This is a genomic window from Agarivorans litoreus (assembly GCF_019649015.1).
Lineage (GTDB): Bacteria > Pseudomonadota > Gammaproteobacteria > Enterobacterales > Celerinatantimonadaceae > Agarivorans > Agarivorans litoreus.
Genome location: NZ_BLPI01000001.1, coordinates 1,935,671 through 1,955,585, shown reverse-complemented (window position 1 = coordinate 1,955,585; position 19,915 = coordinate 1,935,671). Strand labels below are relative to the sequence as shown.

Sequence of the window (19,915 nt, the reverse complement as noted above, 5' to 3'; positions counted from 1 at the left end):
TGGGCTAAGCAAGAAGTGCTTAACAAAGAGTAAAGTTCGCTTATCCGAACCCTTCGGGCAGCATTTCTTAGCCATTTATTCAGCGTTAGCGAGTGATTATTAAGACCACTTAACTGCACACTCACTGCCTTGCCTAAATGGCTAATTTATTGCTGCAAAAACCATCAGCAAAGATCAACAGACCCTAGTGTTGCTTGAGGTAGTGAGTGATTTCAGCTACTACCTCAAGGTAGCAAGTTAAGCATTTTTCAAGATCTGCTTGCGGTTGTTCACTCTGCTTCAACTGCTTAACCCAAGTACTAAGCGCAGGGCTACAAACCAAAGCGGCTATGCCTTGAAGCTGTTGTAATAAGCCACTATTTACTTTGCCGTCTTCAATGGCTTGTCTAATTTGTTGAGCTTCTTGTGCGCTGCCATTAACAACATCTGCTAACCACACTTTTAGCAACTGTTCGTTGCCAAACTGCGCTTTTAGTTTAAACCAATCTATAGGGCTCTGTTGGCTCATGGCTTAGGTGTGTAAATGGCAGAAGGAAAGGGCGTTATGTTGCTGGTTTCGTGAATTTTAGATTTGCCCGGTTTGTCCACTTCATCAATGCGTAAGATGTTATGCATAGGTACCATGGTGCGATTTACCCCTGAGAACTCTGTCTTTAACTTTTCTTCGCTGGGGTCAACGACCAACTGGGCGCGAGCATCAAATACAAAATCACCCACTTCAATAAAGCCAAATAAACTGGCTTGATTTACCTGTTTAGCATATAGCTCATAAGTTTTGCCGTTACAGATGAAATTCACTCGATACAGCTGTGACATGAGATACCCGTTTAATCGACTTTTAAAGCAAAGTATTGGTTCAAAATACCTACAAATAGGCATAAATCCAAACGATTGTACCTGTAAAAACAAAAGCAAAGCTAGTGAAGAAGTGCGCTATTTACACTTATTTGCAAATTGAGCTAAGGCTATGTTGTAAAGGCCTTTTAAGTATAAGTTTGTTTAGTAATTGCTCAATTTTTAGGCGGGGGGAATAGGCGGTGTTATAAATGAAAAAGGCAGCTAATGCTGCCTTTTATTTAATTTTCTTGTGAATCTAATCGGTCTTCAGAACCAATTGCAGCTATTTCGTTTGGGTCTACGCCTAATTCTTGGCATGCATCTAAAAACGAGGCTCCTGTATGACACATTAATATGTCGATGGCAGGTAGCATATTGGGTGCTTCTGACATGGCCAACTCCGGCATTTGTTAATAAAAAGATAAGATAGTGGCGACACTCTCCCACAGTTTAGCAGATCTCCCAAGAGAGCTAGATCACGTTATTAGCGATGGATTGATGAATAAAACAGCAGTATTGCCGCTGTGGTGTGATTATTGTCCAGTTATTCTTTTGTTAATCAGCCACCTAGTAGATGTTGTGAGTTTGTTACTCAAGAAAAAGGTTTGTGGTATTAAATGCAAGTTAATACACTGGTCGGACTAAAATTTGCGAATACAGAAAGGACAAGCAATGCTCGAATACTATCCAATGGTAAAACACCTACATATGAGCTTGGCAATGCTAAGCATATTAGGATTTATTTTTCGCTGGATGCTTGCCTTATTTGGTTCGTCATTACTCGAGCGCACTTGGTTAAAAGTGCTACCGCATATTATTGATACTGGTTTGCTGGTTGCGGCTATTTTGCTTTGCGTGATGCTGCAACAATATCCCATCGCTCAAGATTGGCTAACTGCTAAAGTGGTGCTGTTGGTGGTGTATATTGTGTTGGGGATGTTTGCCCTTAAGCGAGCGCCAAATCAGCTAGTGAGATTATTGGCCGGTTTAGCCGCTATTGCGGTATTTGCCCAAATACTCGTAGTGGCTTTTAGTCGTTCTCCGTTGGGCTTATTTGCTTAGGTATTGCTTATGCTGTTTGGTGCTTTGCGTTCACTGTTGCTTACTTTGTGGCGCTTCTCGATTATTTACAGTTCGATTGTGATTGCCTGGCTGTATTGCCACATTATGAACGTTGATTTCGAGATTGTGGATACCGGCGCCAACCAACATAAAACCATAATTGTTGGTTTGTACTTGGTTTACCTTGGCTTATGGTGGTGGTTAAACCCCTATTTGGCGCGAAATCGCCGCCAACATTAACGGTAGCGCCAATAGGCCGGCAGAAACAATACCAGTACAGTTAATACTTCTAATCGCCCTAACAGCATACCTAAAGACAACAGCCACTTGGCTGAATCTGGTAACAGATGAAAGTTATGGTCGGGGCCAATGACTCTACCCAAACCTGGACCTACGTTAGCTAAGGCGGTCATTGCGCCTGACAACGCAGTGACCGGATCCAAACCCAGCAAGGCTAAGCCGCTGGCTAACAAAATTAGAGTGAAGAAAAAGGCAAAAATAAAAGCAACCAATGAGCGGATATGCTGCTCGCTTACCACTCGGCCATTGTAGCGGTGCGGGTAAATACCATTAGGATGAACTAGCTGTTTAAGTTGGCGCGAAAACAAGCCGCTAGCCAGTTGAAAACGGAATATTTTGATTCCTCCAGACGTAGAGCCCGAACAGGCACCAACCAGCATTAAAAAGATAAATAACACGGTGGTGAAGTTTCCCCAGTGGCTAAAGTCGGTGAGTCCGTAACCAGTGGTGGTAACAATTGAAATGATATTAAAAATGCTGATGCGCAGCGCATCTAATAGTGAAAAGGTACCGTGTAACCATAACCAAACGCTCATCATGCCGCCCACCACTAAAATTAAGCTCACAAAACCCCTAACTTGGGCGTCTTTCCAGATGTAATGAGGATCTTTATGGCGAATCGATTGCACCAAAAGCAAGAAAGGCAAGCCGCCGAGTAACATAAATACGCTGCCTACCCAGTGGCTGGCATTGCTAAAATGCGCCATTGATTGATCGGAGGTGGAGTAACCGCCGGTTGAGATGGTGGTCATTGAATGATTAATCGCTTCAAACCAGTCCATGCCAGTTAGGTGATAAGCGCCGGCGCAAAGAATGGATAGTAACAAATACACCTTGAGCATGTTGCTGGCGACATTTTTGGTTTTAGGGGTGTTTTTATCAGACCAGTCAGATGATTCGGTTTGGAATAAACGCATCCCGCCAACATTCAAAAACGGCAAAATCGCCACACTTAAAACAATAAAGCCTATTCCACCGAGCCATTGCAGCATAGAGCGCCATAGCAAGGCACTTTTGGGCATTTGATCCAAGCCAGCCAGTACTGTAGAACCGGTGGTGGTTAGCCCAGACATGGTTTCGAAAAACGCATCGGTAAAGCTTATGTGGTCTATTCGATACAGCGGTAGTGCCCCAAATACAGAAGCGACTAACCAGACCGTGGTGGTGAGCAAAAACATGCCACGCACCGAGAGTTTAAAATTGGGCCGTTTACCCCAGCGAATCAGGGCAAATGCCACCGATTGAGTGATAACGATAGTATAGAAAAACTCGACGTAATCTGGCTCATCATAAGCCATGCCTATGGCTAAGGGCGCTAACATTAGTAGGCTGAGTTTGGACAATACCAAACCCGTCACAAACATGATGGGCCTGAGATCGGGGGCAATCATCATGTGAAAAAACCTACAGGAAGAACGGACTAGGCTGGAATAGACGCTCAACTTCAGGGATAAATTTCTTATCCACTAAGAACATCACTACGTGGTCATCTTGCTCAATCACCGTATCGTCGTGGGCAATGATCACTTCGTTACCGCGCACTACTGCACCAATGGTGGTACCGGGAGGAAGTTTTAACTCACCAACGCTTCGCCCCACCACTTTTGATGTATTGCTATCGCCATGCGCAATCGCTTCAATAGCTTCGGCTGCACCGCGGCGCAGTGAGTAAACATTTACGATATCGGCACGTCGAACATGGGTAAGCAGGGCTGAGATAGTCGCTTGCTGCGGTGAGATAGCAATGTCAATAGTGCCGCCTTGTACCAACTCTACGTAAGCACCACGTTGAATTAGCACCATCACTTTTTTGGCGCCCATGCGTTTGGCTAACATGGCCGACATGATGTTGGCTTCATCATCGTTAGTAACCGCGATAAATACATCAACTTGTTCGATGTTCTCTTCGCTGAGCAACTCTTGATCTGAGGCATCACCACAAAACACGATGGTATTGTTTAGCATTTCTGCCAGTTGCTCGGCGCGGCGTTGGTTACGTTCGATAAGCTTAACGCTGTATTGGCTTTCTAAGCGCTTAGCTAGCGCGGCGCCAATGTTACCGCCGCCAACAATCATCAAGCGACGATAGGGTTTCTCAAGTTTCTGCAATTCGGCCATGACTTTGCGGATATGGTCGCTGGCTGCAACAAAAAAGACCTCATCATCTGCTTCAATCACAGTGGTGCCCTGTGGGCGAATTGCGCGTCCTTGGCGGAAAATTGCTGCTACTCGGGTTTCAATATCAGGCATGTGGTCGCGTAATACCGATAAGGCATTACCTACTAAAGGGCCCCCGTAGTAGGCTTTAATCGCTACCAGACCTACTCGACCTCGGGCAAATTGCATCACCTGCAGTGCGCCAGGGTAGTCAATTAAACGGCTGATGTAGTCGGTAACCAGTTGCTCGGGCGCGATTAAGTGGTCGAGCGGAACCGCCTCATTACAAAATAGCGCTTCTTTCTCGGCAAGCAACTCTTCAGAGCGAATTCGCGCCACTTTGTTTGGGGTATTAAACAGTGTGTAAGCAATCTGGCAAGCCGCCATATTGGTCTCATCGCTGTTCGTTACCGCGACCAACATGTCGGCATCGTGCGCACCCGCCTCACGTAATACGCTGGGGTGGGCGGCATGACCAAATACAACCTGTAAATCAAACTTATCTTGCAGCTCTCGCAAGCGGTCTTGGTTAGTATCTACCAGGGTGATATCTGATTTCTCACCCACTAGGTTTTCTGCTAACGTGCCACCTACTTGGCCCGCTCCAAGAATAATGATTTTCATTTGCTAACAATACCTTAAGCGTTTATTGCTATTTTTTAGTGTTACTCTTGATGGCGCGAAAGGCAAGCCTAAGGAAGGGTTTTCCGTAGTCGAGCATAATAAAAACCATCCATGTTATTGTTGCCGGGTAAAAGTTGCCAACCAGGTTGGGTCGCTGTTTCATCTTGGTTAATTGGCACCAGTTCAGCATCCGCGGTTTGTTGCAAAAATGCCGCAATTTGCTGGCTATTTTCGTCGGGCAACACCGAACAGGTCGCGTAAAGCATGACTCCGCCAGGTTTTAACTGTTGCCAAAGCGCTTCTAAGATGTCTTTTTGTAGTTTCACTAACTCCGCAATATCGCTATCACGGCGTAACCACTTGATGTCGGGATGGCGACGTATAACGCCAGTGGCGGAGCAGGGGGCGTCTAACAAAATCCGGTCGAAAAGCTGATCGTTCCAACGTTCTGGTTTGCTGGCGTCGTTACAATGCAAAGTAGCTGTTAAACCTATTCGCTCAAGGTTCTCTGTAACACGGTTTAAGCGGGCTTGTTCGGTATCTACCGCAACCAGTTCAGCTAATGCTGGTTGTAGTTCTAGAATGTGACAGGTTTTACCGCCTGGTGCGGCGCAGGCATCTAATACACGCTCACCGGGCTGCGCATCCAATAAGCTGGCTGCCATTTGCGCGGCGCCATCTTGAACCGAAGATGCACCTTCGGCGAAGCGTGGTAACTTATGCACGGGCTGTGCTTTGTCTAAACATAAGGCTTGCTGCGCCAGCGTGGAACTTTGGCTGGCGATATCTAAAGCCGCAAGCTCTGCTTGATAAGCATCGCGTTCACCTTGTAGAGCGTTTACCCTTATCCACATCGGAGCATGTTGGTTATTAGCTTCGAGTATTTGCGCCCATTGTTCTGGATAAGCGGCTTTTAAGCGTTTGCTTATCCAGCTTGGGTGGCAATATTGTAAGCTGTCGTTGGCGGTGAGCTGGGGCTCTAATTGCTCGCGTTGGCGCTCGGCATTTCGTAATACGCCATTCACCAGTTTTTTTAGGCTATGCAGTTTTAACTGGCTGGTGGCTGATACAGTCTCCGACACCGCCGCGTGAGCTGGCACTCGCATGTAGAATAGCTGGTACAAGCCAACCATTAGCAAAAAGTGACCATTGCGGATTTTGCCTTTTAAGGGTTTATCCATTAGCTGCTGTAGTACCGCTTCAAAGCGCGGTAGCCAACGCAACACTCCAAAACATAGCTCTTTTACCAAGGCGTGATCGCGCGTCACTACTTGAGGCAATACTCGTGGCAGCATTTGGCTTAGCGACTGGCCTTGGTCTACCACTTGATACAAAATGTTGGCAGCCGCTGCGCGGGCATTTATTTGCTTAGTTTTTGGCTGTTCAGCCATTAGCAGTCTCCAGCTTTGCACCCAGTTCAAACCACTCTTTTCGAGCATTTAGTACGTCTGCGGCGGCTAAGGCCTTTTTACCTGGGATTTGAATTATCTCAAGGCGCAAAGCATCTTTGCCGGTGGCCACTACAATGCCGTGTTTATCTGCCGCAATGATAGTGCCTGGAGCCTGTTGGCCAGAGTGCTGTTGTACGCTAGCTTGCCATACCTTGATGTTTTTATCCGCTAGGGTGAAGTAGCTCATTGGCCAAGGATTAAAGGCGCGAATGCAGCGTTCGATAAATTCGGCATCTTGTTGCCAATCGATACATGCTTCTGCTTTGCTAAGCTTTTTGGCGTAATTTGCTTGGCTATCGTCTTGCGGTGTAGCGCTCAACGCTCCGTTGGCTAAACCTTCAACAGCTTTAACCAGCGAGTGCGGGCCTACTTCGGCCAGTTTGTCATACAGTGATGCACTGGTTTCATCTTTGGCGATTTCAACTTCATCTAATAACAGCATGTCACCGGTATCTAAACCTATGTCCATTTGCATGATGGTCACGCCCGAGTGGCTATCGCCAGCCCAAATTGAGCGCTGAATCGGTGCCGCTCCGCGCCAGCGAGGTAATAAAGAACCATGCACATTAATACAACCTAAACGCGGTGTATCTAAAACAACTTGAGGCAGCAGCAAACCGTAAGCCACTACTACCATTAAATCGGCGTTTAACGCGGCTAACTGCTGTTGTGCTTCTTCGCTCTTAAAGTTTTCCGGTTGGAAAACTGCAATGCCGTGCTCAAGCGCTAGCTGTTTTACCGGGCTAGCTTGCAGCTTTTTACCGCGACCCGCCGGGCGATCTGGCTGGGTGTAGGCGGCAACGACTTGGTGGTCACTGGCAATTAATGCGCTTAGATGGCGCGCCGCAAAATCCGGCGTGCCGGCAAAGATGATCCGCAATGGCGTCATGCTGTGTTGTACCTTTGTGGTTGCTTACTTGCGACGAGCAAGTTTTTCGAGTTTGGTTTTTACTCGTTGGCGCTTAAGAGGCGACAAGTAATCGATAAACAATTTACCTTTTAAGTGGTCTAGTTCGTGTTGCACACAAATAGCCAGTAGGCCTTCAGCCTCAAATATTTGCTCGTTACCGTCGGCATCCAAAGATTTCACTTTGATTTTTTCTGCTCTTGGCACTTGGGCACGATATTCAGGAACCGATAAACAACCTTCTTCATTTAATGCTTCGCCATCAGTTTCGATGATTTCAGGATTAATTAACGCAAGTCGTTGATCTCGCGTATCTGATACGTCAATCACTACAATTTGCTGGTGAATGTTGACCTGTGTCGCAGCTAGGCCAACTCCTTCCTCTTGATACATGGTTTCAAACATGTTTTCGATTATAGTTTTAACTTTATCGTCAATATTATTAACGGGTTGCGCTATAGTACGCAGGCGTTCATCAGGAAAACGCAATACTTCAAGTACAGCCATAACTTCTGTCTTCAATCAGGTTTTGGTAGATTGTCGGTAATTCTAGTCATTTATGTGACTAAAAAACAGCTTTGGATATAGGGATGTCGCTGGGAGACACTATGAAAGGGAAAAAATTAGTTTGGCTTTGGGCCTCTTTGTTGTTTTTAGTGGGAGGTGCTATTGCTGACACACTGAAACTTAAGGAGGATTTTCCCGAAGTCTATGTTGTGAAAAAAGGCGATACCTTATGGGATATCTCTGCCTTGTATTTACATTCTCCGTGGCTTTGGCCGCGCTTGTGGCAATACAACCCACAAGTTGAGAATCCGCACCTGATTTATCCAGGTGATCGCTTATCGTTGGTTTATGAAGATGGTGAGCCTCGTTTAGTGCGTAAGCGTATTGTAAAAGTAACGCCCAAGGCACGTATTGAAGAAAAGGCTAGCCCTATTCCTACGGTGCCACTGGCCTCGATTAGCGCATTTTTATCACATGACCATATTGCCGATGAAAATATGCTGAAAGGCGCACCTTACGTGCTTGGTGACAATGATGCGCAGTCGCGTATTGCCATTGGCCGTGCGATGTATGCCCGTGGTGAAACCAAACCTGGCCAATACTACGGTATCTACCGTATTGGTGATAAATACCGTGATCCTGAAACAAAAGAAGAGCTAGGCCAGGTGCTTAACTTTATTGGCGTTGGAGTGTCTGAGCGTCAGCATGAAGACAACATCACCCAGTTTAAGGTGACGCAGGTATTAAAAGAAATTCGCCAAGGCGATATTATGCTGGAGCTACCAGACCAAGATCGTTTGCCTGCTTATTTCATTCCAAATAACAAACAGTTGGAAAGCAGTGGCTACATTCTTTCTGCTGCTACTGATACCTCGGTAATGAGCCGTTACGATGTAGTGGTGATAAACAAAGGTACTCGCGATAATGTAGCTCCAGGTGATATGTTTGCGGTGGCGCAGCCAGGGAAAGTGATGATTGATAAAGTAAGACGCAAGTCTTACGAGGAAACCGCTAATCACTTCGACCGCGCTTTTAACAGTGATGATCAACGAGTATCGCTGCCTAACGAGAAAGTGGGTGAGCTGATGGTATTTAAGAGCTATGAGAAATTGAGCTACGCAATCATCACCGATAGCAAAGTTATTCTTCGCCCACATTATTTGGTGGAGAACCTATAGTTGCTACCGAAAATATCGGTAGTTCAATATCTTAAACTTGCAGGCGTGCCTCGTTTTTCGGTGGCACGTTTGCAAGCTGCATTAAGCCAATGCAGTATTGAGCAGTTATTTGCTGCTGATGCTAGCCAATTGGCTGCTTGGCAGTTTAGCCCTGAACAAACTTCTGCATTACTGCAACCCAAACAGGCGCGCATTGATCAAGCACTCACCTGGCTTGAACAAGACGATTGCCATTTATTGGGGTGTTTTGATCCTCGCTACCCGGAATGCTTACGCAATATCCAACGCCCGCCTCTGTTGCTATTTGTACGTGGTAATCCCGCACTATTAGATAAACCTCAGCTAGCAATAGTCGGTAGTCGTCATGCTAGTGTTTCGGGTTTAAATCATGCCAAGCGTTTTGCTCAGCAACTTGCAGAGCAAGGAATCACCATTACTAGTGGTATGGCGTTGGGAATTGATGCCGCGGCTCATAAAGGGGCGCTGTTAGCTAGAGCTGATGCCACTATTGCTGTGGTGGCAACGGGCTTGGATAGGGTTTACCCTAAACGACATCAGGCGCTAGCGCATCAAATTAGCGAGCAGGGTGCAATAGTGAGCGAGTTTTGGCCCGGTACCGCCGCCAAAGCCAATCATTTTCCAAGACGTAATCGCATTATTAGTGGCTTAAGTTTGGCAACCTTAGTGGTGCAAGCGGGGTTACCCAGTGGCTCCTTACTGACTGCGAATTACGCCGTTGAACAAGGCCGTGATGTATTTGCTATACCGGGTTCTATTGATGATCCCTTGCATGCCGGTTGTCATCATTTGATTCAACAAGGAGCTAAATTGGTGACTTGCCCGGTCGATATAATAGAAGAGTTGGGTGTTTTTTCTGGGCAAACAGCTTTACCGTTGCATGCGGTGGAGCAAAATATGCAAGAACAAGATTTGCCTTATCGGCAATTGTTGGATAACGTAGCTTATGAGACTACAACAATTGATGATTTAGTCTTAAGCACTCAACAACCTGTTGATGCTGTACTGGCTCAGTTAACTGAGTTAGAGATATTGGGTGTTGTGGCCGTTGTGCCAGGTGGTTACGTCAAGCTGAGGAGGAACTAACTATGTTTGATATCCTCATGTATCTGTTCGAAACCTACATTCATAGTGATGTAGAGCTGTTGATGGATCACGATGAGCTTACAGAAGAGCTTAGTCGCGCAGGGTTTCATAAAGAAGAAATCTATAAGGCACTAGATTGGTTGGAGCAGCTTGCAGCCTTGCAAGATAGCGACAAACAGCCTTATTTAAATCCTTCGGAGATTCCCTCATTACGGGTGTATACCGCACCAGAAATTGCCAAGTTGGATGTACCGTGCCGAGGCTTTTTACTGTTCTTAGAGCAGATGAAGGTACTTAACGCGGAAACCCGTGAAATGGTGATTGACCGCGTAATGGAACTTGATGGACCAGAGTTAGAACTGGAAGATTTAAAATGGGTCATTTTAATGGTGCTATTTAATGTTCCGGGCAGTGAGTCGGCTTATCAGCAAATGGAAGAGTTATTATTCGATTTGGGTGATGGTCCGCTGCACTAAATACTGACTCAACGATAAAAGGTGCGCTGCAATTAAGGCCGTGCACCGATTATTGCTTCGATAAAAGCGGTGCTTGCGTCGAATCAATAGCCTATTCGCGCCATTTTGTTATGCTTAGCAAAGTTTAACGAGGTGTCAGCATGTCAAAGATAGATCCAAAGTTATTTTCTGCCCACGAACACGCCTTAGAAAAAGAATACGATGTTTGTCCCAAATGCGGTGGTGAACTGCAGCATCGAAATAGTAAATCTGGACCGTTTTTAGGTTGCAGCCAATATCCGAGTTGTGATTATAGCCGTGCCTTGCATCAGCAAGATCATTCTTTAGATAAAGTGCTGCCTGGGACCGAGTGTCCAGAATGTGGTGAAGAGTTAATGCTGCGCCAAGGGCGTTACGGCATGTTCATTGGCTGTAGTGCTTTTCCTAGCTGTCAGCATATTGAATCGGCTCAACCGCAGGCACAAAGCACACCTGAAATAAACTGCCCTTCATGCAATAAAGGCAAGTTAGCGGCCAGGCAATCCCGCTATGGTAAAACCTTTTACGCCTGCAACGCTTACCCTAAATGCTCTTATGCGGTGAATGACCAGCCTATCGCCAAGCCTTGCCCGGATTGTGGTTGGGAGCTATTGGTTATAAAGAAAACAGCAGCTGGTAAGCGAGAAGTCTGTCCGCAAAAATCCTGCAGCTATAAAAGTGCGCCTTTGGTGGAGGCTTAACAGCTGAAGTGCTATAAACTGTGCCCACAAAAAAGGAGAACTGATTGTTCTCCTTTTTGCTGCTAGTCGCGCTCTAGGCTTCTACGTCTAGCTCTTTAAGTTTACGGGTAAGGGTATTACGCCCCCAACCAAGCAGTCTGGCTGCTTCTTGCTTATGGCCATGGGTATGTTCTAAGGCGGTAGTTAGCATGATGCGCTCAAAGTCGGGCATCGCTTCACCAAGAATGTCTATTTGGCCGGAAACTAGTTGCTGAGAAACCCAGCTTTTTAACAGCGAACGCCAATTAGCATCGGCTGTCTCACCTGTTTCTGCCGCTACTGGTTGGCTCAACTCTGGCGGTAGGTCTGCTGGCAGCACCTCTTGGCCACTGGCCATTACCGTTAACCAACGACAAACGTTTTCTAGTTGCCTAACGTTACCTGGCCACGCTAACTGCATCATAAAGCGTTGGGTATCTTTGTGTAGTAATTTGCTTTCTACGTTCAATTCTTTTGCGGCTATTTCTAAGAAGTGCTTAGCTAAAGCCGGAATGTCTTCACGGCGCTCACATAACGACGGTAAGTGAATACGAATTACGTTTAGGCGGTGGAATAAGTCTTCTCGGAAATCGCCTTCGGCTACTTTTTTCTCAAGATTTTGGTGGGTTGCAGCGATGATTCGTACATCAACTTGCACTGGTGAATGGCCGCCCACTCGGTAGAACTGTCCGTCGGCTAGAACGCGCAACAAGCGGGTTTGAATATCCAGCGGCATGTCGCCAATTTCATCCAAAAATAGAGTACCACCATTGGCTTGCTCAAAACGGCCATGGCGGATGTTGTTAGCACCAGTAAAAGCGCCTTTTTCATGACCAAATAGCTCTGATTCAATAAGATCTTTAGGAATAGCCGCCATGTTTAACGCAATAAAGCTGCCGCTAGCGCGAGGGCTATGTTTATGTAAAGCGTGGGCTACCAACTCTTTACCGGTACCTGATTGCCCGTTAATCAGCACCGAAATACTTGAGCGTGATAAACGACCAATGGCGCGAAATACTTCCTGCATCGCCGGTGCTTCACCGATGATTTCTGGCGCTGGCGAACTAGGTTTGTTGTTCGCTTTGTTACCTTTCTGTTCTCGAGAAACCGTTACTGCTCGTTCGGTTAAGGCCACCGCTTCATCGATATCAAAAGGTTTTGGCAAGTACTCAAATGCGCCACGTTGGTAAGCGTTTACCGCGCTATCTAAGTCTGAGTGGGCGGTCATAATAATAACCGGCATCTCAGGGAAATGGCTTTGTATCTTTTCTAGTAAGCTTAAACCGTCCATACCAGGCATGCGAATGTCTGATATCACTACGTCGGGTTGTTCATAATCTAACTGCTGAAGCATCATTTCGCCGTCGGCGAAACTCAAGCAGTCGTAACCCGCAGTTTTTAACGCTTTTTCTAACACCCACCGAATGGAGCTGTCGTCATCAACGACCCATATTGTTGCTGCCATGTTAGTACTTCCTTAACGTCTGAGAGGAAGGTGAATGGTAAATTCGGTATGACCTGGCCAACTGGCACATTCAATCTTCCCTTTATGCTGATTAATTAAATTTTGTGCAATCGACAACCCTAAACCGGTACCACCTTCTCGACCTGTCACCATGGGGTAGAATAGTGTGTCGAGCAGTTCGATTGGAATGCCTGGTCCATTGTCGATAATTCGGATTTCTGCCGCTAATTTAAAGCGCTGGCCGGCAATAGTGGCTTGATGAGCGGTGCGGGTAATAATATTAATATTACCGCCTTTCTCTTCTAAAGCTTGAACGGCATTTTGTACGATATTGAGGAAAGCCTGCAGTAGTTGTTCATGATCCATTTCAAAATCAGGAATGCTTGGATCGTAATCGCGCTCAATACTAATACCTGCTGGTAGATCAAGTTTAACCAGTTGGCGTACCTTCTCGAGCACAGAATGCACATTATGCAGTTGATGTAAGCCTGGGCGCTGTGGGCCGAGCAAGCGATCAACTAGCTTTCTTAAGCGGTCAGCTTGCTCGATAATAATGCCGGTGAATTCTTTGAGCTCTGGGTTAACCAGCTCTTTTTCTAGCAACTGTGCCGCGCCACGCAAGCCACCAAGCGGGTTTTTAATTTCATGAGCTAAGCCGCGAACCAGTTCTTTGGCTGCTTGTTGCTGGGCGTGTTGATAAAGTTCTTGAGAGATCTTCTTTTGCTGGCCAATGGCGCGCATTTCCAGCATGAGTAAATTTTTATTTTGGCTGTAGATACGTGTGGCTGATAACTCAACCAGCGCATGGTGGCTATCGAAAACCAGTGTCACCTCATTATCTGTGAAGCTTTGTCCAGAGCTACACACAGTATCCAATTTACTCAGATCCAATGAGCTATGTTTTACTTGAGTAGCAAGCGGCTCATCAATTAGCCGCTTAGCACTTTGACCGAGTAGTTGTTCAGCTGAAGCATTAACGTATTGAATCTTTAGCTCCGCATCAAGCAGCACTATGGCAGTAACTTGATTTTCCAATACTAAGCGCTCGAGCCCAGAAATATCTAACACTACTCTCTCCTGAATGATGCGCACCATTTTGGTGCTTCTGCACTGAGTTTAACCTCAAAAAGCAGAGAGTGACTAATTAGCCTCCCCCTGCAGCGGCCGCTCCAGCGCCAAATGCGTTAGCGCGGTGCAAAAATACGGTTATGGGCTTAGACGATGCAATTTCCTTGCCTGAATCATCAACTAGCTGCACCTGTATTGTATGGGCACCGCGATCAATGTTGGTGAGTTGGAAACTACCCATTTTAGTGATTTGCCCTTGAGGGACGCCATCAAGCACCAATTTGTAGCCCATGCTGTTTAACGGAAGCGGGGTAGAGCTAGCACTAATTGAGATCTTTCCTTCGTTATCTCGAATGGTTTGCTCATGGCTCGGGCTAGTGATGTTAACTTGATACTGAATAGGTTTTTGTTTCTTTTTAATTGGAGTGCGTGGCGTAACAATGGGGCCGTCGGTAGCCGGAGGAGCTACATCAACTTTGAGTTCAGTGGCGCCAACTTGCGGGCGGTCTGAGAAATGCGTTACGCCATTTTCGTCTACCCACTGGTAAATTTTGTCAGCAGCTTGGACGCCAAAAATAGTGCCACAGATTAATAAAGCTAAAGCAAACCATTTGCTCATTGATAAATCCTCCATTCAATTTGCTAAAGGTGGGCAAAAAAGTATTGAAAAGCAATAAAAAAACCCGCTTTAAAGCGGGTTTTTTAAGCCGTGTAACGTTTTGTTTATACGCTGTAGTACAATTCAAACTCAAGTGGGTGAGTTGTCATGTTGATGCGCTCAACGTCAGCAGATTTCAATGCGATGTAAGAATCGATGTAATCGTCGCTGAATACGCCGCCAGCAGTTAAGAATTCACGGTCAGCATCTAGGTTAGCTAGTGCATTTTCAAGTGAAGTTGCCACTTGTGGGATTTCAGCTGCTTCTTCTGCAGGTAGGTCGTACAAATCCTTGTCCATAGCGTCGCCAGGGTGGATTTTGTTTTTGATCCCGTCAAGGCCAGCCATCAACATTGCAGAGAATGCTAGGTATGGGTTAGCTGTTGGGTCAGGGAAACGTACTTCAATACGACGTGCTTTAGGCGATGGTACTACAGGAATACGGATAGACGCTGAACGGTTACGTGCTGAGTAAGCAAGCATAACAGGTGCTTCGAAACCAGGTACTAGACGCTTGTAAGAGTTAGTTGAAGCGTTAGCAAAAGCGTTAATCGCTTTAGCGTGCTTGATGATACCGCCAATGTAGAACAATGCAGTTTCAGATAGACCGCCATACAGGTCGCCAGCAAATAAGTTTTCGCCGTCTTTCCAAATTGATTGGTGAACGTGCATACCGCTACCGTTATCACCAACAACTGGCTTAGGCATGAAAGTAGCTGTTTTACCGTAAGCGTGAGCTACGTTGTGAACAACATACTTAAGAACTTGAGTTTCATCAGCTTTTTCAACGATTGAGTTGAATTTAGTTGCGATTTCGTTCTGACCGGCTGTAGCTACTTCGTGGTGGTGAGCTTCAACAGTTTGACCCATTTCTTCAAGCACTAGACACATTGCTGAGCGAAGGTCTTGTGAAGAGTCAACTGGAGCTACTGGGAAGTAACCGCCTTTAACACCAGGACGGTGACCAGTGTTGCCGTCTTCGAAGTGCTTGTCTGAGTTCCAAGATGCTTCATCAGCATCAATTTTGTACATAGAACCTGACATGTCAGTTTTGTATTTTACATCGTCAAACAAGAAGAACTCTGGCTCTGGACCGAAGTATGCTGCATCAGCAATACCAGTAGAACGCATGTACTCTTCAGCACGCTTAGCTACAGAACGTGGGTCACGGTCGTAACCTTGCATAGTAGAAGGCTCTAGGATGTCACAACGAATGTTTAAAGTAGCTTCTTCTGTGAATGGGTCTAATACAGCAGTAGCGGCGTCAGGCATCAATACCATGTCTGATTCGTTAATGCCTTTCCAACCTGAGATTGAAGAGCCATCAAACATTTTACCGTCTGAGAAGAAATCTTCGTCAACTTGGTGAGATGGAATAGATACGTGTTGCTCTTTACCTTTAGTATCAGTAAAGCGTAGGTCAACAAATTTAACTTCTTGCTCTTTAAGCAAAGCTAAAACTTCTGCAGACATGTTTTTAACCTCCAGTGTCATCAAAATTGATGGTTCAATCGATTTAATAGTTATTTATACGAATAATCGTAGTTGTGTTGCTTCAAGCTAAAACTGTGCCAACACATAAAGTGCTGATTTACCTGGCTAAAAAATACTATGGCATCAATTTAGTGCAGAGCTTTGCCCTAATGTGGTGCTATTCTTGTCCATTTTGGTGCAGTGAGTTTTTGGCCCTTGCTATCATACCCTAATTGGGTAGCGAGAAAACCGTGATCAACTTAAAACTATGAGAATTTGTCGTTTATATGTACAATGGCGCACTTTTTACTTTTACCTCACAATATGAAGGGCTGAAAGCCGTGCTAGATAAGTTAAGAAACATCGCCATTATTGCTCACGTAGACCACGGGAAAACCACCCTGGTAGATAAATTACTGCAGCAATCTGGAACCCTACAAACGCGTGGTGATGCTGAAGAGCGGGTAATGGACTCAAACGATCTTGAAAAAGAACGTGGTATTACCATTTTGGCAAAAAACACGGCGATTGAGTGGAACGATTACCACATCAACATCGTAGATACCCCCGGACACGCCGACTTCGGTGGTGAGGTAGAACGTGTTTTATCTATGGTTGACTCTGTATTGTTGTTGGTAGATGCCCAAGAAGGCCCAATGCCGCAAACCCGTTTTGTTACTCAGAAAGCATTCGCTCAAGGTTTAAAACCTATTCTGGTCATTAACAAAATTGACAAGCCAGGCGCTCGTCCTGATTGGGTAATGGACCAAGTATTTGATTTGTTCGATAACTTAGGTGCTACCGATGACCAGTTAGATTTCCAAGTGGTTTACGCATCTGCGTTAAACGGCTGGGCTAGCTCTGAAGAAGGCGTAGAAACAGATAACATGGAACCTTTGTTCCAAGCTATTGTTGATAATGTTGCTCCTCCTGAAGCTAGAGAAGGTGAAGGTTTGCAAATGCAAATTTCTCAGCTTGATTACAACTCTTATGTTGGTGTTATTGGTGTTGGTCGTGTATCACGTGGCAGTGTTAAACCCAATCAACAAATCACTGTTGTGGGTGCCGACGGCAAAACCCGTAATGGCAAAGTGGGTCAAGTATTAGGTTATCTAGGACTAGATCGCCATGAAGTGAAAGAAGCAAATGCCGGTGACATTATCGCTATCACTGGTTTAGGCGAGCTAAAAATCTCTGACACCATTTGTGACCAAACCAATGTTGAAGCCTTGCCTGCACTGTCAGTAGATGAACCTACCGTAACCATGACTTTCCAAGTAAACACTTCTCCGTTTGCTGGTAAAGAAGGTAAATACGTTACCTCTCGAAACATTCTTGAGCGCTTACAGCAAGAGTTAGTGCATAACGTTGCACTACGTGTTGAAGAGACTGATGATCCAGATAAGTTCCGTGTTTCTGGCCGTGGTGAGCTACATCTAGGTATTTTAATTGAAAACATGCGTCGCGAAGGCTTCGAGCTAGCGGTATCTCGCCCAGAAGTAATTCTGCGCACTGTAGATGGCCAGTTAGAAGAACCTTATGAAGTAGTGACTATCGATGTTGAAGAAGAGCATCAAGGTAGCATTATGGAGCAGCTTGGTTTGCGTAAAGGCGAGCTAACTGACATGGCGCCAGATGGCAAAGGCCGTATTCGTATGGACTTTATGATCCCATCTCGTGGTTTGATTGGTTTCCAAACCGAGTTTATGACCTTAACCTCAGGTTCTGGTCTGCTTTACCATACTTTCGATCATTACGGTCCACACAAAGGTGGTGTAATTGGTCAACGTCAAAACGGTGTGCTTATTTCTAATGCAACCGGTAAAGCCTTAACGTACGCTTTGTTTAACCTTCAAGAGCGCGGCCGTCTGTTTACTAAGCATGCTGATGAAGTATATGAAGGTCAGGTTGTGGGTATTCACGCTCGTGACAACGACCTAACAGTTAACTGTTTGAAAGGTAAGCAGCTAACTAACGTACGTGCATCAGGTACTGATGAAGCGCAAGTTCTTACGCCGCCAATTATCATGACCCTTGAGCAAGCGCTTGAGTTTATTGATGATGACGAGTTAGTTGAAGTAACGCCAGAGAATATCCGTATTCGTAAGCGCCACTTAACTGAAAACGAGCGTAAGCGTGCGGGTCGCCCACCTAAGGCTTAGTCTTGATTTAGTGCTAAAAGGCAGCCTAGGCTGCCTTTTTTGTTGTCTAAAATTTAGCTTCAATACTTAGATATCCTTTGCTAGAGGGGTTAAGCCTATATGTCCAGCTAATAGTGGTGGGCTAGGTTTCACGGTTTGTTTTTATTGACTGGTTATGTGCTTATCCGTCGATTGTTGGTCGTCGAATCTGAATGTTCACCGACAGCTCTACAATAGCGGGCTAACAATATGCACAATGTTCTCTAGCAAGCGGCGGTAGATAGGCCGCTTACGCCATGCGATAGGGTTAATTCGAGTGCTTTGCTTGAGGTAGTGCCGAATGATCCGCTCTAAGTCCTCAGCATAGGATTTATCATCAATAATTGAAGTTACTTCAAAATTTAACCACAAGCTGCGCATGTCTAGATTTACTGTTCCCACTAAGGCAACTTGCCGGTCGATTAATAAGCTTTTGCTGTGCAGCAAGCCACCATTAAATTTGTAGATATTTACCCCTGCATCGAGTAATTGCTGATAGAACGAATGGCTAGCGTAGCGGACCAAAAATGAATCATTCCTAGCGGGAAGAATTAAATTCACTTCAACCCCTCTATTGGCTGCGGTAACTAGCGCCATTTGTAAGCTTTCGTCAGGGACAAAGTAAGGGCTGGTTAATACGATTTGTGTTTTTGCTAGATATAACGAAGTGAGTAGCAGTTGGATGATGTGGTCACCAAAAATGCCAGGCCCAGATGGCATAATTTGCATTCGCTGTTGACCTGCCGGTGCACTGAGAGTGACAAAATCAAGTTGCTCGATAAGTGCCTCTCCGGTTTCCATTTCTATGTCATAGGCAACTACGGCTTGTAAGTTTAGGGCCGCAGGGCCTTCTACTCTCAGCATTAAATCTATCCATTCTCCAACTCCGCTTTGTTGGTTAAAAAAGCGTGGGTCTACCAAATTCATCGAGCCGGTATAGGCAATCTGTTGGTCAATCGCTACAATTTTTCGGTGTAGGCGTAAATCGATGCGTTGCAACAACATTCGCACTGGGTTGGCATGAAGGGCTTCCACTACTTTTACTCCAGCTTCCTCAAGCTGAGATGAAGCAGTAGAATTGAGAAACTCACTCGAGCCCACAGAATCGACAAGTAAGTAAACATTTACTTTACGCTGTGCAGCGTCGCCTAGAGCCTTAAGTAAAGGTTCAACTAAGCCGCCTTGTTGAACAATGTAAAATTCCATGTAAATAGTGGACTGGGCTTGTTGGATATCAGCGGTTAGTTGGGTCAAGGTCTCAAGCGAGTTGTCGTAGTTAATTAGATTATTTCCCCCCAGTATTGGCAAGCCCAATAAACGACGGGTGAGTTGATTTAATGGTTCAGCTACATTGGAACAGGACTGTTTTACGGCGTGTGGGGAGCGATTAAACTGGTGTATACTTTGTTTGTATTTGGTTTCCATTAAGCGAGCACGTTTGGCCCTTAGCCGCCCTAGGTAACGTTCGCCAAACAGTTGATAACAGATAATTCCTACTAGTGGCAGCGCAAATATCAGCAGCAACCAGGTTAAGGTAATACCCACAGGCCGACGTTTTAACATTACTTGCAGTGCCACTGCAATAATTAGCAAGGCATAAATAATTATCCCTAAGTCAGATAGGTAGGTATTAACCACCGCTTAGCCTTTAAACAATAAACCTATAAATAACTTAGCATGAAGGGCGCAAAAAAGCCGCTAACTCAAACGAGCTGCGGCTTAGTGTTTACTC

20 protein-coding genes are annotated in these 19,915 nt (G+C 45.6%); 7 read left to right on the top strand and 13 right to left on the bottom strand.

Annotation, left to right across the window (positions count from 1 at the left end; translation table 11 throughout):
- Positions 1 to 184 precede the first annotated feature (184 nt).
- From K5L93_RS09030 to K5L93_RS09020, 3 genes are all read right to left on the bottom strand, one after another.
- Positions 185 to 508, bottom strand: coding sequence for a hypothetical protein (locus tag K5L93_RS09030; protein ID WP_220719432.1), 324 nt, complete (start codon positions 506 to 508; stop codon positions 185 to 187).
- Entirely contained in the window at positions 505 to 816 is a 312-nt protein-coding gene (locus tag K5L93_RS09025; RefSeq protein WP_220719431.1) for a DUF1820 family protein, read from the bottom strand. The genes K5L93_RS09030 and K5L93_RS09025 overlap by 4 nt, the downstream gene beginning before the upstream one ends.
- Positions 817 to 1,076: 260 nt before the next feature.
- Entirely contained in the window at positions 1,077 to 1,229 is a 153-nt protein-coding gene (locus tag K5L93_RS09020; protein ID WP_220719430.1) for a hypothetical protein, read from the bottom strand.
- A gap of 280 nt (positions 1,230 to 1,509) precedes the next feature.
- Here K5L93_RS09020 and K5L93_RS09015 point away from each other — a divergent pair, with 280 nt between their 5' ends.
- Positions 1,510 to 1,899: a SirB2 family protein gene (locus K5L93_RS09015; RefSeq protein WP_220719428.1), complete on the top strand. Its 390-nt coding sequence runs from the start codon at positions 1,510 to 1,512 to the stop codon at positions 1,897 to 1,899.
- Positions 1,900 to 1,908: 9 nt separating this feature from the next.
- Entirely contained in the window at positions 1,909 to 2,139 is a 231-nt protein-coding gene (locus K5L93_RS09010; RefSeq protein ID WP_220719427.1) for a hypothetical protein, read from the top strand.
- Here K5L93_RS09010 and K5L93_RS09005 read toward each other — a convergent pair.
- From K5L93_RS09005 to def, 5 genes are all read right to left on the bottom strand, one after another.
- On the bottom strand, positions 2,136 to 3,593 hold the full coding sequence (locus tag K5L93_RS09005) for a TrkH family potassium uptake protein (protein WP_373869973.1): 1,458 nt from the start codon (positions 3,591 to 3,593) through the stop codon (positions 2,136 to 2,138). The genes K5L93_RS09010 and K5L93_RS09005 overlap by 4 nt on opposite strands.
- 10 nt (positions 3,594 to 3,603) lie before the next feature.
- Entirely contained in the window at positions 3,604 to 4,980 is a 1,377-nt protein-coding gene (gene trkA, locus K5L93_RS09000) for a Trk system potassium transporter TrkA (protein ID WP_152783785.1), read from the bottom strand.
- Between the two features lie 68 nt (positions 4,981 to 5,048).
- Entirely contained in the window at positions 5,049 to 6,371 is a 1,323-nt protein-coding gene (gene rsmB / locus K5L93_RS08995; protein WP_220719425.1) for a 16S rRNA (cytosine(967)-C(5))-methyltransferase RsmB, read from the bottom strand.
- Positions 6,364 to 7,320 (bottom strand): methionyl-tRNA formyltransferase, encoded by a 957-nt coding sequence (fmt, locus tag K5L93_RS08990; RefSeq protein ID WP_220719423.1) that lies wholly within the window; start codon positions 7,318 to 7,320, stop codon positions 6,364 to 6,366. Before fmt ends, rsmB begins: the two co-directional genes overlap by 8 nt.
- A 24-nt stretch (positions 7,321 to 7,344) precedes the next feature.
- The gene (gene def / locus K5L93_RS08985) at positions 7,345 to 7,845 is read right to left on the bottom strand and encodes a peptide deformylase (RefSeq protein ID WP_220719421.1); all 501 of its coding nucleotides are present in this window, start codon (positions 7,843 to 7,845) and stop codon (positions 7,345 to 7,347) included.
- A 101-nt stretch (positions 7,846 to 7,946) separates the two neighbouring features.
- Between def and K5L93_RS08980 the strand changes: the two genes are divergently transcribed.
- The 4 genes from K5L93_RS08980 (at position 7,947) to K5L93_RS08965 (ending at position 11,322) form a co-directional block, all read left to right on the top strand.
- Positions 7,947 to 9,023 carry a LysM peptidoglycan-binding domain-containing protein gene (locus tag K5L93_RS08980; protein WP_220719419.1) on the top strand — a complete coding sequence of 359 codons (1,077 nt, stop codon included), beginning with the start codon at positions 7,947 to 7,949 and terminating at the stop codon, positions 9,021 to 9,023.
- Positions 9,024 to 10,127: a DNA-processing protein DprA gene (gene dprA / locus K5L93_RS08975; RefSeq protein WP_220719418.1), complete on the top strand. Its 1,104-nt coding sequence runs from the start codon at positions 9,024 to 9,026 to the stop codon at positions 10,125 to 10,127.
- 2 nt (positions 10,128 to 10,129) lie between these two features.
- Positions 10,130 to 10,603: a DUF494 family protein gene (locus tag K5L93_RS08970; protein ID WP_016399899.1), complete on the top strand. Its 474-nt coding sequence runs from the start codon at positions 10,130 to 10,132 to the stop codon at positions 10,601 to 10,603.
- 140 nt (positions 10,604 to 10,743) lie between these two features.
- Positions 10,744 to 11,322, top strand: coding sequence for a DNA topoisomerase family protein (locus K5L93_RS08965; protein WP_220719417.1), 579 nt, complete (start codon positions 10,744 to 10,746; stop codon positions 11,320 to 11,322).
- A gap of 73 nt (positions 11,323 to 11,395) precedes the next feature.
- Here K5L93_RS08965 and glnG read toward each other — a convergent pair whose 3' ends face one another.
- The 4 genes from glnG to glnA all read right to left on the bottom strand — a co-directional run bounded on the left by glnG (position 11,396) and on the right by glnA (position 16,003).
- The gene (gene glnG, locus K5L93_RS08960) at positions 11,396 to 12,805 is read right to left on the bottom strand and encodes a nitrogen regulation protein NR(I) (protein ID WP_220719416.1); all 1,410 of its coding nucleotides are present in this window, start codon (positions 12,803 to 12,805) and stop codon (positions 11,396 to 11,398) included.
- Positions 12,806 to 12,817: 12 nt separating this feature from the next.
- Positions 12,818 to 13,900, bottom strand: a complete 1,083-nt coding sequence (glnL, locus tag K5L93_RS08955) for a nitrogen regulation protein NR(II) (RefSeq protein ID WP_220719415.1) — start codon at positions 13,898 to 13,900, stop codon at positions 12,818 to 12,820.
- 49 nt (positions 13,901 to 13,949) lie between these two features.
- Entirely contained in the window at positions 13,950 to 14,492 is a 543-nt protein-coding gene (locus K5L93_RS08950; RefSeq protein WP_220719413.1) for a DUF4124 domain-containing protein, read from the bottom strand.
- Between the two features lie 104 nt (positions 14,493 to 14,596).
- Positions 14,597 to 16,003, bottom strand: a complete 1,407-nt coding sequence (glnA, locus tag K5L93_RS08945; protein WP_220719411.1) for a glutamate--ammonia ligase — start codon at positions 16,001 to 16,003, stop codon at positions 14,597 to 14,599.
- A 341-nt stretch (positions 16,004 to 16,344) separates the two neighbouring features.
- Between glnA and typA the strand changes: the two genes are divergently transcribed.
- Positions 16,345 to 18,165 (top strand): translational GTPase TypA, encoded by a 1,821-nt coding sequence (gene typA, locus K5L93_RS08940; protein ID WP_220719409.1) that lies wholly within the window; start codon positions 16,345 to 16,347, stop codon positions 18,163 to 18,165.
- A 207-nt stretch (positions 18,166 to 18,372) separates the two neighbouring features.
- Here the strand turns inward: typA and cls are convergent, their stop codons facing one another.
- The gene (gene cls / locus K5L93_RS08935) at positions 18,373 to 19,821 is read right to left on the bottom strand and encodes a cardiolipin synthase (protein WP_220719408.1); all 1,449 of its coding nucleotides are present in this window, start codon (positions 19,819 to 19,821) and stop codon (positions 18,373 to 18,375) included.
- Positions 19,822 to 19,915 lie beyond the last annotated feature (94 nt).

Excerpts from the sequence above, each read along its gene's own strand:
- K5L93_RS09030 (WP_220719432.1), bottom strand. The coding sequence starts at position 508 with ATGAGCCAACAGAGCCCTATAGATTGGTTTAAACTAAAAGCGCAGTTT.
- K5L93_RS09025 (WP_220719431.1), bottom strand. The coding sequence starts at position 816 with ATGTCACAGCTGTATCGAGTGAATTTCATCTGTAACGGCAAAACTTAT.
- K5L93_RS09020 (WP_220719430.1), bottom strand. The coding sequence starts at position 1,229 with ATGTCAGAAGCACCCAATATGCTACCTGCCATCGACATATTAATGTGT.
- K5L93_RS09015 (WP_220719428.1), top strand. The coding sequence starts at position 1,510 with ATGCTCGAATACTATCCAATGGTAAAACACCTACATATGAGCTTGGCA.
- K5L93_RS09010 (WP_220719427.1), top strand. The coding sequence starts at position 1,909 with ATGCTGTTTGGTGCTTTGCGTTCACTGTTGCTTACTTTGTGGCGCTTC.
- K5L93_RS09005 (WP_373869973.1), bottom strand. The coding sequence starts at position 3,593 with ATGATGATTGCCCCCGATCTCAGGCCCATCATGTTTGTGACGGGTTTG.
- trkA (WP_152783785.1), bottom strand. The coding sequence starts at position 4,980 with ATGAAAATCATTATTCTTGGAGCGGGCCAAGTAGGTGGCACGTTAGCA.
- rsmB (WP_220719425.1), bottom strand. The coding sequence starts at position 6,371 with ATGGCTGAACAGCCAAAAACTAAGCAAATAAATGCCCGCGCAGCGGCT.
- fmt (WP_220719423.1), bottom strand. The coding sequence starts at position 7,320 with ATGACGCCATTGCGGATCATCTTTGCCGGCACGCCGGATTTTGCGGCG.
- def (WP_220719421.1), bottom strand. The coding sequence starts at position 7,845 with ATGGCTGTACTTGAAGTATTGCGTTTTCCTGATGAACGCCTGCGTACT.
- K5L93_RS08980 (WP_220719419.1), top strand. The coding sequence starts at position 7,947 with ATGAAAGGGAAAAAATTAGTTTGGCTTTGGGCCTCTTTGTTGTTTTTA.
- K5L93_RS08970 (WP_016399899.1), top strand. The coding sequence starts at position 10,130 with ATGTTTGATATCCTCATGTATCTGTTCGAAACCTACATTCATAGTGAT.
- K5L93_RS08965 (WP_220719417.1), top strand. The coding sequence starts at position 10,744 with ATGTCAAAGATAGATCCAAAGTTATTTTCTGCCCACGAACACGCCTTA.
- glnG (WP_220719416.1), bottom strand. The coding sequence starts at position 12,805 with ATGGCAGCAACAATATGGGTCGTTGATGACGACAGCTCCATTCGGTGG.
- glnL (WP_220719415.1), bottom strand. The coding sequence starts at position 13,900 with ATGGTGCGCATCATTCAGGAGAGAGTAGTGTTAGATATTTCTGGGCTC.
- K5L93_RS08950 (WP_220719413.1), bottom strand. The coding sequence starts at position 14,492 with ATGAGCAAATGGTTTGCTTTAGCTTTATTAATCTGTGGCACTATTTTT.
- glnA (WP_220719411.1), bottom strand. The coding sequence starts at position 16,003 with ATGTCTGCAGAAGTTTTAGCTTTGCTTAAAGAGCAAGAAGTTAAATTT.